This is a genomic window from Amycolatopsis camponoti, assembly GCF_902497555.1.
Taxonomy (GTDB): Bacteria; Actinomycetota; Actinomycetes; order Mycobacteriales; family Pseudonocardiaceae; genus Amycolatopsis; species Amycolatopsis camponoti.
Genome location: NZ_CABVGP010000002.1, coordinates 211642 through 225394, shown reverse-complemented (window position 1 = coordinate 225394; position 13753 = coordinate 211642). Strand labels below are relative to the sequence as shown.

The 13753-nt window shown below is 71.0% G+C and carries 13 protein-coding genes; 8 read left to right on the top strand and 5 right to left on the bottom strand.

Translation table 11 applies throughout. The features are described 5' to 3' along the window. Positions 1–232: 232 nt before the first annotated feature. From AA23TX_RS21860 to AA23TX_RS50780, 3 genes are all read left to right on the top strand, one after another. The gene (locus tag AA23TX_RS21860; RefSeq protein WP_155544736.1) at positions 233–1096 is read left to right on the top strand and encodes a Scr1 family TA system antitoxin-like transcriptional regulator; all 864 of its coding nucleotides are present in this window, start codon (positions 233–235) and stop codon (positions 1094–1096) included. After that, positions 1093–1302, top strand: a complete 210-nt coding sequence (locus AA23TX_RS21855) for a DUF397 domain-containing protein (protein WP_155544735.1) — start codon at positions 1093–1095, stop codon at positions 1300–1302. The genes AA23TX_RS21860 and AA23TX_RS21855 overlap by 4 nt, the downstream gene beginning before the upstream one ends. A gap of 184 nt (positions 1303–1486) precedes the next feature. Beyond that, the gene (locus tag AA23TX_RS50780) at positions 1487–1696 is read left to right on the top strand and encodes a DUF397 domain-containing protein (RefSeq protein ID WP_155544734.1); all 210 of its coding nucleotides are present in this window, start codon (positions 1487–1489) and stop codon (positions 1694–1696) included. Positions 1697–1773: 77 nt separating this feature from the next. On the opposite strand, the gene AA23TX_RS21845 is transcribed toward AA23TX_RS50780, so the two are convergent. Next, positions 1774–2433, bottom strand: coding sequence for a hypothetical protein (locus AA23TX_RS21845; protein WP_155544733.1), 660 nt, complete (start codon positions 2431–2433; stop codon positions 1774–1776). Positions 2434–2577: 144 nt separating this feature from the next. Here AA23TX_RS21845 and AA23TX_RS21840 point away from each other — a divergent pair, with 144 nt between their 5' ends. Next, a complete protein-coding gene (locus AA23TX_RS21840) occupies positions 2578–5436 on the top strand; it encodes an AfsR/SARP family transcriptional regulator (RefSeq protein ID WP_155544732.1) in 2859 nt (952 codons plus the stop codon). Between the two features lie 216 nt (positions 5437–5652). Here AA23TX_RS21840 and AA23TX_RS21835 read toward each other — a convergent pair whose 3' ends face one another. Beyond that, positions 5653–8187, bottom strand: a complete 2535-nt coding sequence (locus AA23TX_RS21835; protein WP_155544731.1) for an ABC transporter permease — start codon at positions 8185–8187, stop codon at positions 5653–5655. Beyond that, entirely contained in the window at positions 8181–8915 is a 735-nt protein-coding gene (locus tag AA23TX_RS21830) for an ABC transporter ATP-binding protein (protein WP_439328772.1), read from the bottom strand. The genes AA23TX_RS21835 and AA23TX_RS21830 overlap by 7 nt, the downstream gene beginning before the upstream one ends. Positions 8916–9038: 123 nt before the next feature. Here AA23TX_RS21830 and AA23TX_RS21825 point away from each other — a divergent pair, with 123 nt between their 5' ends. The 3 genes from AA23TX_RS21825 (at position 9039) to AA23TX_RS21815 (ending at position 11148) form a co-directional block, all read left to right on the top strand. Further along, positions 9039–10238, top strand: a complete 1200-nt coding sequence (locus AA23TX_RS21825) for a sensor histidine kinase (RefSeq protein ID WP_155544729.1) — start codon at positions 9039–9041, stop codon at positions 10236–10238. Further along, a complete protein-coding gene (locus tag AA23TX_RS21820) occupies positions 10226–10882 on the top strand; it encodes a response regulator transcription factor (protein ID WP_155544728.1) in 657 nt (218 codons plus the stop codon). Before AA23TX_RS21825 ends, AA23TX_RS21820 begins: the two co-directional genes overlap by 13 nt. 71 nt (positions 10883–10953) lie before the next feature. Beyond that, positions 10954–11148 (top strand): hypothetical protein, encoded by a 195-nt coding sequence (locus AA23TX_RS21815; protein ID WP_155544727.1) that lies wholly within the window; start codon positions 10954–10956, stop codon positions 11146–11148. On the opposite strand, the gene AA23TX_RS21810 is transcribed toward AA23TX_RS21815, so the two are convergent. After that, complete coding sequence (locus tag AA23TX_RS21810; RefSeq protein ID WP_155547217.1) at positions 11124–12125, bottom strand: MFS transporter; 1002 nt, start codon at positions 12123–12125, stop codon at positions 11124–11126. The genes AA23TX_RS21815 and AA23TX_RS21810 overlap by 25 nt on opposite strands. Before the next feature lie 191 nt (positions 12126–12316). Here AA23TX_RS21810 and AA23TX_RS21805 point away from each other — a divergent pair, with 191 nt between their 5' ends. After that, a complete protein-coding gene (locus AA23TX_RS21805) occupies positions 12317–12661 on the top strand; it encodes a hypothetical protein (protein WP_230862653.1) in 345 nt (114 codons plus the stop codon). Positions 12662–12798: 137 nt separating this feature from the next. Here the strand turns inward: AA23TX_RS21805 and AA23TX_RS21800 are convergent, their stop codons facing one another. Next, positions 12799–13737, bottom strand: coding sequence for a GlxA family transcriptional regulator (locus AA23TX_RS21800; RefSeq protein ID WP_155544726.1), 939 nt, complete (start codon positions 13735–13737; stop codon positions 12799–12801). Positions 13738–13753: the final 16 nt, after the last annotated feature.

Genomic DNA, 13753 nt, shown 5'->3' with positions numbered 1-13753 from the left:
TATTGAGCGAACTTCGCTCGGCTCGCGGTAGCGAGCTGGCGTCTGTGCCAGACTACGGAACCAAGTGGTGTTACCTGTACCACACAGGTCACATCGTTTGGTTACCGTAACCGGTGACAGCCCACCGCAGCCGCGTCTGCCCGCCCTTGAGAGATCGTGAGCCATGGATGTCATGAGCCTCGCCGAACACCGCAGGCCTTCCGTCCGAGCCGATCGTTAGCGACGCGACACCGTGCCCACCTCGTCCCCCGTCGTCGCATCCTGGGAGCTCGCCCTTCGTTTGAAACGGCGACGGGAACAGCTCGGCATCGAAGTCAGAACTATCACCGAGACCCTCGGATTCTCCCGCAATTACTGGTCCGCGGTCGAGAACGAACGGAAAATACTTTCCCCGGAAACCCTTTCGCGAATAATAGAGTTATTCGAATTCGACGACGAAGAGAAGGACGAGCTACTCGCTCTCCGCGCCACAGCCAAAGAACGGGGTTGGTGGACCCGCTATTCTGCGCTCTTCGACGCCGATATACAGCGACTGTTCGGCCTGGAGCAAGGCGCACGGAGCATGCGCGGCTACGAGAGCCTGCTCATTCCCGGACTACTGCAAACCGCCGATTACATCAAAGCCATCATGATGCCCGACGTCACCGTGCGCCAGATAGAAGTCGACCAGCGAGTCGAAGCCCGACTTCGACGGCAGCACCGCCTCATCGATCCCGACGATCCGTTCTCATTGACGGTCGTCCTCAGCGAGGCCGCGCTCCGGCAGCAGATCGGCGGTAGGCGCGTACTGAAGGAACAGCTGATCCATCTCGCAACTTTGATCGAGCGACACCCCGATGCACTCGACTTGCGGGTCATACCGTTCACCGCGACATCGTGCGGCCTCTTCGGTGCCGCCACAGTCCACCTCATCGACTTCGACAACCCACAACTGCCTACATTGGCCTGGCAAGAAACCGTGACGACATGGGGGATCATCGACGACCCAATTCAAGTGAACAACATAACTACCGCTTACGAAGACGCATATCGGAAAGCATTGGGCAAGGAAGAATCTTTGCAGGTTATTCTTGCTCGTACCAAGGATTTGGATTGACGAAGAAAGAACTAGTTACTGCACTCGGCGGCTGGCAGAAGAGCAGTCACTCAAGCGCTAGCGGCAGCTGCGTCGAGACCCGTAACACCTCTGGCGCGACCCTGGTGAGGGATAGCAAAGACCGTCGGACGAATGCACCGGTCCTCACATTCAAACCCGAATCCTGGGCAGCATTTTTGTCAGCACTGACCCCGGAGGATTCCTGACGACATATTAACAAGACGCGAGGGTGAGGACGCGTCGGGAAGTGCTCACCCAAGCGTACAGCCAGCACCTGTTCTTCGGCAGTCACCCGACTGACCCAAGACAACCCCGACACTTGCCGGACGATAAGGAGGAGTCATGCCTTCGCGCCCAAAAACTAAAGAACTGATCATCTAAGGACATCGAATGACGACAGCGCCCGCGACGAAAACACGCGACCCCGACAAGTGGTTCAAGAGCAGCTACTCCAACGCCGGCGGCAGCTGCGTTGAGGTCCGGATGACGTGCAAGAACGTCGCAATCCGCGACAGCAAGGACAGTGAGAGCCACTCGCCCACCATCTCATCCTCACCGCCCGCTTGGTCAGCTTTCGTGCAGGTGATCAAGACTCTATAACAGCGGTTGACAGACAGCAAACGCAAGGGGCGCCGTCAAGGCGCCCCTGACTCACCGGGCGGGCCGCCCGTCTGGCTTCACCTGCTTCTCGACGTGCCGGCCTCCTGGCCCAGCAATCGAACGAACCCGCGCGTTGCGGTCTCCTTGACCCGCACTAGGACGGCCTCATACCGATCCGGTCGGCTGGCGGGGCTGTGCTGGATGATCTCCTCGTAGAACCAGCCGGAGGCGATCACAGCGAGATCTCCACCTGAGTCCGCCAGTGCATCCTGCACCACTTCGGCCTGCAACAGCCGAAAAGCATGGACTATCGCGGTTCCCGTCCGCCCGTGCGCGTCATAGCTGACTTCGCCCGCGTGCAACGCTGCCAGAAGCCGGATTCGTTCTGGTAGTTGGTGCGCACGATTGTGTTCGGCCAGAAACGCCAAAAGTGCCCCCGGCACCAACTCGCTGAACACCGCCTTCGGGTACTCGGCGGGCACCAGTAGTAGCACACCATTGCCGAGGTCGGTGTGATAACAGGCGGCCCATTCCACGCCGCAAGCGGCGAACGCCCGCTGCACGATTTCGTAGAGCCCCGCCCGCAGTGTCAACCGGTGCAAGGTGGTTCGCCCCGCCGAGGCGAAACCTTCGATCTCCACTACGAAGATCGTGTGGTGCACCGGATCGGCCACCGGCTCCGCGAGCACAGGCGGCGAACAGCCCCACAGCCACCGCCACGCATCCGTCCACGACATGACGTGATCGTGAACCGCGCCGGTTGACACTTCGGTTACCAAGCGCTGGACAAATTCTTGACAGCCCCTTGACCTGCACTGAAACCCGCACGTCGCCGGGTTACCGTCTGGACAGGAAGTCCTGCCGACCAACCACAAGGTGCGATGCAGTTCCGGATCCTGGGGCACGTCGAACTCCTGCTCGGCGACCGGGAGGTCGCGCTCGGGCGGGCCAAGGAACGGTCGCTTCTGGGCGTGCTGATGCTCAACCACGGGAAGGTCGTCGCCGTCCGGACCGTTACCGAAGCCCTCTGGGACGACCCGCCCGATCACGCCCGGAAGGATCTCCACGCCTACGTCAGCCGGCTGAGGGCCTCCCTGCGCGACGCCGGGGTTTCCGCGAAGATCGTCACCCAGCGGGCCGGCTACCAGTTCCTGCCCGAGGACGACGATCTCGACTACGCGCGTTTCAAAAAACTCATGAAGAACGGCGAACAAGCGCGGGAAGCCGGGCGGTTCGACGATGCCGCCGCCGCGCTGCGGGAAGCCATGGGGCTCTGGCGCGGGCCCGTCGTCGAAGATCTCGGGACCATCTGGATGGAGCAGAAACGGGAGGACATCGACCGCTACGAGCGCGTGGCCGGCTATCAGGCGCTGTGCGCCGTCGAGCTCGAACGCCGGGACTACCGCCGGGTGCTGCGGATCCTCGACGAAGCCATGGTCGACCACGAGCTGGACACCCAGTACATCGCCCAGCGGATCACCGCCCTGAACGGGCTCGGGCACTACGAAGTCTTCGACGCGTACTGGAAACAGGTGTACGACCGGTTCGCCCGGTCGTTCGGGACCGGCCCCGGCCAGGACCTGCAGGACCTGCACCAGCGCCTGCTGCAGTCCCGCGATTCGCCCGCGCCCGCGGACCGGCACCGGACCCAGGCGGCCCTGCGCGCCCTGCCTCCCGCGCAGCTGCCCTCGGCCGTCAGCCAGTTCGTCGACCGCGCCGACGACGTCGACCGGCTGGACGACCTCTACGTGCGCTCGCGGGTCGGCGGCCCACCCGCGACCCTCATCGTCGCGCTGACCGGGCCGGCCGGGGTCGGCAAAACCGAGCTCGGCCTGCACTGGGCGCACGCCGTCCGTGAGCGGTTCCCGCACGGGCAGCTGCACGCCGACCTCGGCGGCTACGGCACCGGCCCGCCCCGCGATCCCGCCGACGTGCTCGCCGAATTCCTCGACGCGCTCGGCGTCGCCGCGTCCGCGATCCCCGCGAGCCCGAGCGCGCGGGTCCGGATGCTGCGGACCCTGCTCGACGACCACCGCGTGCTGGTTTTCCTCGACAACGCCCGGGATTCCGGCCAGGTCGTGCCCCTGCTGCCAGGCAGCGCGCACTCCGTGGTCGTCGTGACCAGCCGGCACCGGCTCAGCGACCTCGTGACCCACCACGGCGCCTTCCGGCTGGAGGTGCGGCCGTTCTCCGAAGCCGACATAGCCCGGCTGCTCGGCGGCCTTCTGCGCGACACGGAGGCCGAGCGGCCCGACCCGGCGGCGGTGCGGACGCTGACCGGCGGTGCCCCGCAGGCCGTCCGCACCCTCGCCGAACTCTTGCCCAGCACGGGCGGCCTGCCGAGCCCGGCCGAACTCCTGCTGGCCGGCGAACTGGCGTCGGGCACGATCCTGACGTCGGTGCTGTGGTCCTACCACGCCCTCGGCGCGCCGGCCGCGCGGCTCTTCCGCGCGCTCGCCCTGCACAGCTCCCCCAGCATCACCTTCGAAGCGGTCCTCGCCCTGGACGGAACCGACGAGGAGTCGACCCGCGGCGCGCTGACCAGGCTCGGGTCGCTGTACCTGATCGACCGGGATGACGGCCGATACCGGATGGACGCTCTCACCCGCGAGGCCGGTGAACGGCTGGCGCGGGCCCACGACTCGAGCGAAGACCGCCGGCAGGCCGAGGCGCGGCTCCTCGACTGGTACATCGCCCGTGTCACCGACGCCGCCGAGGTCTTGGCGCCGGCTCTGCGGCGCACAGCCGAAGTGCCGCACGCCGGTCTGCCGGATTTCGAGGCCGCGGAAGCGTTCCTGGCCGCGGAAGAGGCGAGCCTGTGCGCCGCGATCCGCCGCGCGGCGGGCGGCAACCTGCCGCGGGCGGTGACGCTGCTCCGGCTGATCCGACCTCACCTCGCCTTCGACGACACCGGATGCGATTGGCGCGAAACCGTCGAGACGGTCCTGCTCGCCGCACGAGACGCCCAGGACCGCGACGCCGAAGGCCAGACACTGGCGACCCTGGCGCGGATCCACGACGACCCGGACAAGATCGCCGAATCCCTGGAGATCGCGAACTTGCTCTTCGGCAACACCCGGAACAGCCGGGACCGGTCGGAGGTTCTCCTCCTGCTCGCCCGCCACGCGGCGGAGGCCGGGGAGCGGGACCGCGCCGAGTCCTGCCTGCGGGAGGCCCTCGACATCCAGCACAGCCTCAATGAGCCCGCCCAGTGCGCCGCGGCGCACGGCGACCTCGGCGCGCACCTGCGCCGTCGAGACGAGCTCGAAGAAGCCGAAACCCATCTGTCCCAGGCGAAAACGCTCTACGCCGAGCTGGGCGACCACCGACGCCACGCCGCGATGGCGCTTGAGCTCGGTCTGCTGAGCCGCCGCGCCGGCCGGACCACGGAGGCCATCCGGCAGCTCACCGAAGCCGTCGAGCTGCACGAGCGGTACCCGGCCGGCCACGAGCAGACGCTCGCCGCGCTGGTGGAGCTGAGCGAGGCCGCTTGCGACGCCGAAGAGCACGGTGACGTCCTGCTGGTCGCCCGGAAGGCCCTCGGCGTCTCCCGTTCCGACCACGTCCCGGTCGTCCGCGCGCTGGTGGCGTTGGTGCGGTCGCTGGCCGCGACCGGCCGGCAGGTCGAGGCGTGGAACGAGTCCCGCCAGACGATCGCGCTCGTCGCCGACGTCGGCGACCCGGTGCGGGACCACGTCCGGGAGCAGTTCACGAGGCTGGGGTTGTGGCCGCCGGATTAGGGAATTCCCGGCCGCGGCCACCGAGATCAAGGCCTACTCCCTGACGTACGGCGGTGCCTTCAAGACCTTCATCGGCGAAAAGTGCGTCGCCGCCGGCAGTACTGTTCCGCTGGGCGGGACCACCGACTGGCGAGTTCTCTCCTACACCGGCGAAGACACCGGCGCCGCCTGCTGAAACCGGTGCGGGTGAGCCGGAACCGGCTCACCCGCACCGCGCTACTCCCGCAGGCCGATCGCGTCGATGGGGCGGGCCCGCAGGGCCACCCACGTCGACAGCCCCATCGCCAGCAGCCCCAACAGCACCGCGCCGCCGATGATTCCGAAGTAGACGGACCAGGGTCCGGACGGCACCGGGCTCCCTCGCAGCCCCGCGTTCAGCAAGCCCAGTGGCACCACCGCGACCACAGTCCCCACCACCACCGCGGTCCCCACCGTCACCAACGCCTCGAGTCGCATCATGCGGGTCACCTGGCGGCGGGTTGTCCCGATCAGCCGCAGCAGCGCGAACTCGCGGGACCGCTGGGCCGTCGTCAGGACCAGCGTGTTGGCCACCGAGATCGCCAGGTACCCGACGATCACGCCGACCGCCACCAGGTTCAGGTAGAACTGCGCCTGCCGCTCTCCGCCCTCCGGGGCCGACATCGACGGAGCCACCGTCAAGCCCGGGTACGGCAACGAGCGCAGCGCCGCCGCGACCGCCGCGGGATCCGCGTCGGGGGAACGGCGGACCAGCACCGAATCGTCCAGGCGGCCGCCGTTGTGTTCGCGGGCCAGGGCCACCGGCAGCACGAAGTCGCCGAACGCCAGGTCGTGCGTGTACGTCGCCACCAGGCGCAGCTTCGCCGGGGCGCCATCGCCGAAGTAGAACGTCACCTCGTCGCCGGGCTTCTTGTCCAGCCAGTCGGCCTCCGACCGGCTCAACGCCACCGTGTCGCCGGCCAGGTCCGCGAGCCGACCCGAGTCGACGCCCAGCTCCAGTGCTCCGCGGGTCTGATCTCCCGCCAGGCCCTGCGCGGGCTTGCGCTGGACGTCCACGCTGTCGCCCATCGACGACACCGTGATCACCGACGTCCGCACCACCGGTGTCGCCGTCGCGACCCCCGGCACCCTGGCCAGCGCCGCGGCGACCTCCGGCGAAACCCCCGCCGGACCGCTCAGCACGTAGTCGGCCGTCGTCGAGCGGGCCGTCTCCTCCGCCGCGGCCGCCGTCGACGACGTCTGGCTGTAGAACGTCGCCAGCGCGAACGCCACCGACAGCATCAGCGGGGTCACCGCCGCCGCCAGCCTGCGGGTGTTGGCCTGGGCGTTCGCGCCGGCCAGGTACCCGCTGATCCGCCAGACCCGCCCCAGCACCGGTGCGAGCACGCGCGTCACCAGCCCGGTCACCTGCGGGCCGACCACCGCCAGCCCGATGACGACGACCAGCGTCGCCATCGTCGAGATCGCGGTCCCGATGTCGCCGCGCAGGAACAGCGGCACCATCGCGCCCCCGAGGCCCGCGAGAACGAGCGCCCAGCCGGTGAGCAGGCGGACACGGCCCAGCTCACGGCGTTCGACCGCCGCCTCGCCGAGCGCCTCGACCGGCCGGATCATCGACGGCCGCCGCGACGCCGCCCACGCCGCCAGCCGGGCCGCGCCCAGGCCGAGCAGCAGCGCGGCGAGCGGCGGCAGCGGGCTGATCGCCAGCTCGAAGTCGGCCGGGATCACGCCGATCGCCGCGAACGCGTCGCGCAGCCCCGACGCCACCGCGAGACCCGAAGCGCCGCCGAGCACCCCGGCGACGAGCGCGACCAGCGTCGTTTCGATGCCGATGAGCTTGCGGATCTGCTTCGGCGTCGCGGCGACCGCCCGCAGCAGCGCGAATTCCCGGCGTCGCTGGTTGATCGTCAGCGCGAGCGTGCTCGCCACCACGAACACGGCCACGAGCAGGGCGAACCCGCCGAACGAGCCGGCGATGGTGAGCAGCAGCAGCCGCGTCTGGCTGACGTCGAGGAACTCGATCGTGCTGCGCTCGACCCCGGTCGTGACCTCGGCGCCGTCCACGATCGCGCCGATCCGTTCGGCGAGCGTCTCCGGCGCCACCCCGGGTGCGGCCAGGACGCCGATCGCGTGGGCCCGTCCGGGCTGCCCGGTCAGCTCCGCGGCCCGCTGCGGCGTGAAGAACAGCGCCGACTGCCGCGACAGGCTGTCGACGACGCCGCTGACCCGGAACGTCATCGGCACCGACCGGGTCGCGATCCGCACCTGCCCGCCGACGTCCACGCCGGCGCGCCGGGCCAGGTCGGCGTCCAAGACGACGTCGCCGGGAGCCGTGGGCTCCGCGCCGGAGCGCAGCGTGAACGGCGCCAGCACGGCCGCGTCCCAGTTGTGGCCGAGCGACTGCGCGCCGCCGAGCACCTCGCCGGACGCCGTCACGACCTGGGCCGGGAAGCTCTGCTCGGCCACCGCCGCGCGGACGCCGGGCACCGAGGCGATCCGGCCGGCCAGCGCTTCCGGCACCGACGGCTGCTCGCCGACCTGCTCGGACGACAGCGCGTCGGCACCCGGGGGCCGCACGCTCTGGGCACCGCCGACGACGACCGCCGCGGCGGCGTAGCGCTGGGTGGGGACGCCGGCGCGCAGGCCGGACTCCATGAGGACCCCGCAGCCCGCCACCAGGGCGGTGCCGCACAGGATCGCGATGAACGCGCCGGCGAACCCGCCGAGCCGCGTCCGGATCGTCTGCCAGGCCAGGGACAGCACGGTCACCACTCCCCGAGGTGCGTCATACGCTCCGCCACGCGCTCGGGCGTGGGGTGCGGGAGGTGCCCGGCCAGCCGGCCGTCGGCGAGGAACAGCACGCCGTGGGCGGCCGAGGCGGCGACCGGGTCGTGGGTCACCATCAGCACGGTCTGGCCCATGCCGTCGACGACGGCGCGGAGCAGGTCGAGGACCTGGCGCGCGGTGCGGGTGTCGAGCGCGCCGGTCGGCTCGTCGGCCAGCACGACGTCGGGCCGGGCGATGAGCGCCCGGGCGATCGCGACGCGCTGCTGCTGCCCGCCGGACAGCTCCGCCGGGCGGTGCTCCAGCCGCTTCGCCATCCCGACGCCTTCGACGATTTCGCGCAGCCACTGCGGGTCCGGCTTGGTGCCGGCCAGCCGCAGCGGCAGCGTGATGTTCTGCAGCACGTTCAGCGACGGCAGCAGGTTGTAGGCCTGGAACACGAACCCGACGCGAGTGCGCCGCAGCCGGGTCAGCTCGTTCTCCTTCAGCCGCCCGATCTCGGTGCCGCCGAGCAGCACCTTCCCCGAGGTCGGCCGGTCCAGGCCGGCCGCGCAGTGCAGGAAGGTGCTCTTGCCCGAGCCCGACGGGCCCATCACGGCGGTGAACGTCCCCCGCCGCACGTCCGCCGTCACGCCGTCGAGCGCGGTGACGGCGCCGTCGCCGGAGCCGTACACCTTCCGCACCCCGGCCAGTTCCAGCGCATTCGCTGTCGTCATCGTGATCCCCTTCGTTCTCTGTAAGGAAAACTAGGGCGGCGGGGCCTCGGCTTCGATCCCGTGGAGGGGTGGATCCGGGGTAGCGCCAGCACCACCACCGGGGTGGGGTGGGACACTGTCGGCGTGACGACCCGCCTGCGCGAGTGCTGGTCGGCGGCTCGTTACCTCGTGGTCGGCGCCGGCACGTCGCTGTTGTCGATCTTCGCCCTCGCCGGGCTCTTCGCTGTCCTGCTGCTGTGCCCGTTCGGCGTCGGCATCCCGTCGCTGGCCCCGGCGATCAAGCTGTCGCGGTGGCCGGTCCGGGTCGACCGGCGGCGCGCGGCGCGCAAACTCGGCGAGGCCATCCCCGAGCCGTACCGGGACGGCTCGCCGCTGAAGGACCCGGCGACGCGCCGCGACCTCGCGTGGCTCGCGATCCACGCGGCGACCGGACTGATCCTCGGCAGCCTGGCGTTCGGCCTGCCGCTCGGCGCGGTCCAGCAGGTCGTCACGGTCTTGATCTGGCCGGTGGTGCCCGGCGGCATCGAGGGCTCGCTCGGCATCATGGTGAATTCGTGGCCGAGCGCGGGACTGGACTTCCTGGTCGCCGCGGGAATGGCCGCGGCGACGCTCCTGCTGCCCCGCGCCGCGCGCTGGCAGGCCCGCACCGCTCAGAAGCTGCTGCGGCCGGCCCCCGGCGTCGTCCTGGCCGACCGGGTCGCGGAACTGACCGCGACGCGGGCGGCGGCGCTGGAGGCGCACGGTGCCGAGCTGCGCCGCATCGAGCGTGACCTGCACGACGGCACCCAGGCCCGGATCGCCGCCGTCGTCCTGCAGCTGGGCATCGCCGGTCAGCTCTACGACCGCGACCCGGACACGGTGCGCGACCTGCTGGTCAAGGCGCAGGACACCGCGACCGACGCGCTCGCCGAGCTGCGGACGGTCGTGCGCAGCATCTACCCGCCGCTGCTGAGCGAACGCGGTCTCGCCGGCGCGGTGCGCGCGCTCGCCGAGCGGACGCCGGTGCCGACGGCGGTCACCGTCGAGTACGAAACCGGCCGCCCGGCCGCCGTCGAAGCCGCCGCGTACTTCGTCGTCGCCGAGGTGCTGGCCAACGTCACCAAGCACGCCGACGCGTCCCAAGTGGACATAGTGCTGGGCGGCACGGCGAGCCTGCTGCGCCTGGAGATCCGCGACGACGGCCGTGGCGGCGCCGACGAGAGGCGCGGCAGCGGGATCGCCGGGATCCGGCGCCGCGCCGAAGCCTTCGACGGGACCCTCACCCTGACCAGCCCACCCGGTGGGCCGACCGTGCTGCGAGTGGAGCTGCCATGCGGGTCGTGATCGCCGAGGACGACGCGCTGCTGCGCGAAGGTCTCGCGCTGCTGCTGAAGACGGCGGGCATCGAGGTCGCCGCCACGTTCGACAACGCCGAGGCCTTCCTCGCCTTCGTCGAAGGCGACCGGCCGGACGCCGTCGTGATGGACGTCCGGATGCCGCCGACCCACCGCGACGAGGGCCTGCGCGCGGCCGTGCGCGCCCGCGAGATCCACCCGGGCCTGCCGGTGCTGGTGCTCTCGGCCCACGTCGAGACGAGCTACGCGGTCGAGCTGCTCGCCGACGGTGTCGGCGCGGTCGGCTACCTGCTCAAGGAGCGGGTCGGCAAGGTCGAGCGGTTCCTCGACGCGCTCGAGCGGGTCGCGAAGGGCGGCACGGCGATGGACCCGGAGGTCATCGGCCAGCTGATGTCCCGGCGCAGTGCGAAGGACCCGCTGGACGCGTTGACCGCACGGGAGCGCGAGGTGCTGGCGCTGATGGCCGAGGGCTACAACAACGGCACGATCGCCGAGCTGCTCGTCGTCAGCGACGGCGCGGTGCTCAAGCACATCCGCAACATCTTCGCGAAGCTCGGCCTCCCGTCGGACGAAGGCGGCGGCCACCGCCGTGTGCTGGCGGTGCTCGCCTACCTCGGCCGCGACGCGGGGTAGCGCAGGCACCACCCCGGATCCGGGTGCGCACGGCATCGTTCCGGCTCCCGGCCGCGCTTAACGTTTCCGCCATGACCAACACCGACGCTCCCACCCGCACCGCGGCACCCCTCGTCCTCTGGCCGGTCCTGATCGTGAGCGCCGCGGTCAACGCGGTCGGGTCCTTCACCGACATGGCCGACCCGTTCCGCATCACGGCGGGCGCGATCGCGACGGTCGCTTTTGTCCTGCTGATCGTCCACTACGTCCGGCGCCGGAGGGCGTGAACCGCCAGCGCCGCCGCCACCAGCGCCGCGGCCACCCAGAACGGGTTCAGCGCGCCGGCGAGCAGCGGGCCCGCCGTCGCGCCGGCGTTCAGGGCCGCGGTGGCGTACGACCCCGCCATGGTCGGGGCGCCGGTGGCCAGGCGCAGGATCCGGGTGATCACCGTGCCGCCCACCGCGAACGACAACGCGCCCTGCACGAAAGCTCCGCCGACGAGCGCCGCGGGGACGAGGGCGAGCACGACCCAGCCCACGAACAGCGCCGACCCGCCGAGGACGACGACCCGGCCGGGCCACCGGTCGGCGAGCCGTCCGGCCGCCGTGATGCCGGCGAAGCACCCCGCACCGAACGCGGCGAGCACCACCGGCACCGGCGCGACACCGTCGGCGATCGGCGCCAGGTAGGTGAAGACGCCGAACGTCGCGGCGTTGACGAGCGCACCGACCAGGAGGACGCCGGCCAAGCCGCGGAGTTCCCGGAGCTCGGCCCGCAGGTCGGCCCGGCCACCGGCCGGGGTGTCGGCGATGCGTGACACCGCGGCGAAGGCCGGCAGGCACAGCCCGGCGACGGTCCAGGCGGCCGTGGGCCAGCCGAGCAGCGCCCCACCGGGGATTCCGGCGACGCACGCGAGGGTCGTGGCCCCGAGGAGGACGGCGACCGCGCGTCCCCGGCGTGCGACGGTCAGGGCGACGGCGAGGAACCCGGCATAGGCGACGGCGGCGACCACCCGCGTCGCGAGCAGGACGGCGAAGGACGTCGTAAGCGCGCCGACGACGTGGGCGGCGACGAAGAGGACCAGAAAGGTCTTGAGCGCGGTGCGCCGCGGCCAGGTCCGCGCGAGCGCGGCCATGAGCGGCGCCCCGGCGACCATCCCGGCGGCGAAAGCCGAGGTGAGGTAGCCGGCCCGCACGACGGAGACGTCGAGCGCGGCGGCGATGCCGGGCACCAGCCCGGCGAGCATGAATTCGGACGTGCCCATGGCGAACACGCCGAGGGCGAGGAAGTACCGGGACACAAGGAACTCCAGGGATCACGAACGCGATGGACGCTTCGTGGTCACCCGGGGAGCCCGGGAAGGCGGGAGCTACCGGGCCGCCGGGATGACCGGCAGCCCCGCCCTGGACGCTTCGGGGCTCGACATGATCCCGACCTTACCGGTTACGGTGAGCTGTGGCGGAACTCGAGGAGACGGTCGCGCGGCTGGACCTGCGCCTGGAACCGATCGCGAAGCGCCCGGTCGACCTCTCCGACCCGGCGTGGGCGGAGAAGCTGCGCGCCGCCGAGCCGATGGACGAAGCCGGGATCCGGGCCGAAGCCGAAGAAGCACTGCGGGCGCTGCTCGACCGCTACGAGCACGGCGACGACGGGACGCGGGCCACCGTCCGCGCGCTGTTCGACCGGCACTCGTCGTTCCGCTGGGCGGTCCATCTCCCGGGAGCGGACTTCCGCACCCGGCTCCTGCACCTTTCGGCCGCGACCACGGCCGCGACACCCGCGACGAAATCCTGGCGCTGAACGACATCTGCGCCGAAGCGGGGACAGCGGGCGTGGACATCAAGCCGCTCCTGCGCGAAGTCGCCGGACTTTCCAGCACGGTGGACAAGTACGGCATGGGCTCGATCCGGGACATCCTGCTCCGCGCCGCCGGGTAGTCACAGCCCCCGGAAGCTGGCCCGGTAAGCCTGCGGGCTCGTCCCCACCACCCGCTTGAACCGCTCCCGGAACGCCCCCGGCGACCCGAACCCCACCTGCGTCGCGATCCGGTCCACCGGCTCGCCCGTCGCCTCCAGCAGGTGCTGCGCCCGCCGGACGCGGGCCCGCAGCAGCCACTGCAACGGCGTCGTGCCCGTCTGCTCGCGGAAGCGCCGGTTCAACGTGCGGGTGCTCATCCCCACCTGCGCCGCGACGCCGGACAGCGTCAGCTCCGCCGCGCAGTTCTCCTCCATCCACGCCAGCACCGGCTCCAGCTCGGACCCGCGCGGCGTCGGCGGCGCGTCGTGCGCGATGAACTGGGCCTGGCCGCCCTCGCGTTCCAGGGGCATCACCGAGAGGCGGGCCGCCGAAGCCGCCACCGCCGAACCGTGGTCGCGGCGGATCAGGTGCAGGCACAGGTCCAGCCCGGCCGCCGCGCCCGCGGAGCTCAGGATCTGCCCGTTGTCGACGTACAGCACGTCCGGGTCGACGTCGACCGCCGGGTACCGCCGGGCCAGCTCCGGTGCGGCCGCCCAGTGGGTCGTCGCGCGGAGGCCGTCGAGCAGGCCCGCCTCGGCCAGCACGAACGCTCCCGAGCAGATCGACGCGATCCGCGTGCCCCGGGCCGCGGCAGCCCGCAAAGCCGAAGTCACCGGCGGCGGCAGCGGAGGGTTCGAAGCCCGGCCCGGCACGACGATCGTGTCGGCGTCAGCCAACCCGGACAGGTCCCACGGCGGCCGCAGGGTGAACATGCCCGCGTCCAGCTCGGGAGCCGGCCCGCAGATCCGGACCTCGTAGGCCGGTGAGCTGCCCAGGAGCGTCCGCGAGAAGACCTCGATGGGCGTCGCCAGGTCGAACGGGACGACCTGGTCCAGCGCGAGGACCGCCACGATGTGCATGGCACCACGATAGATC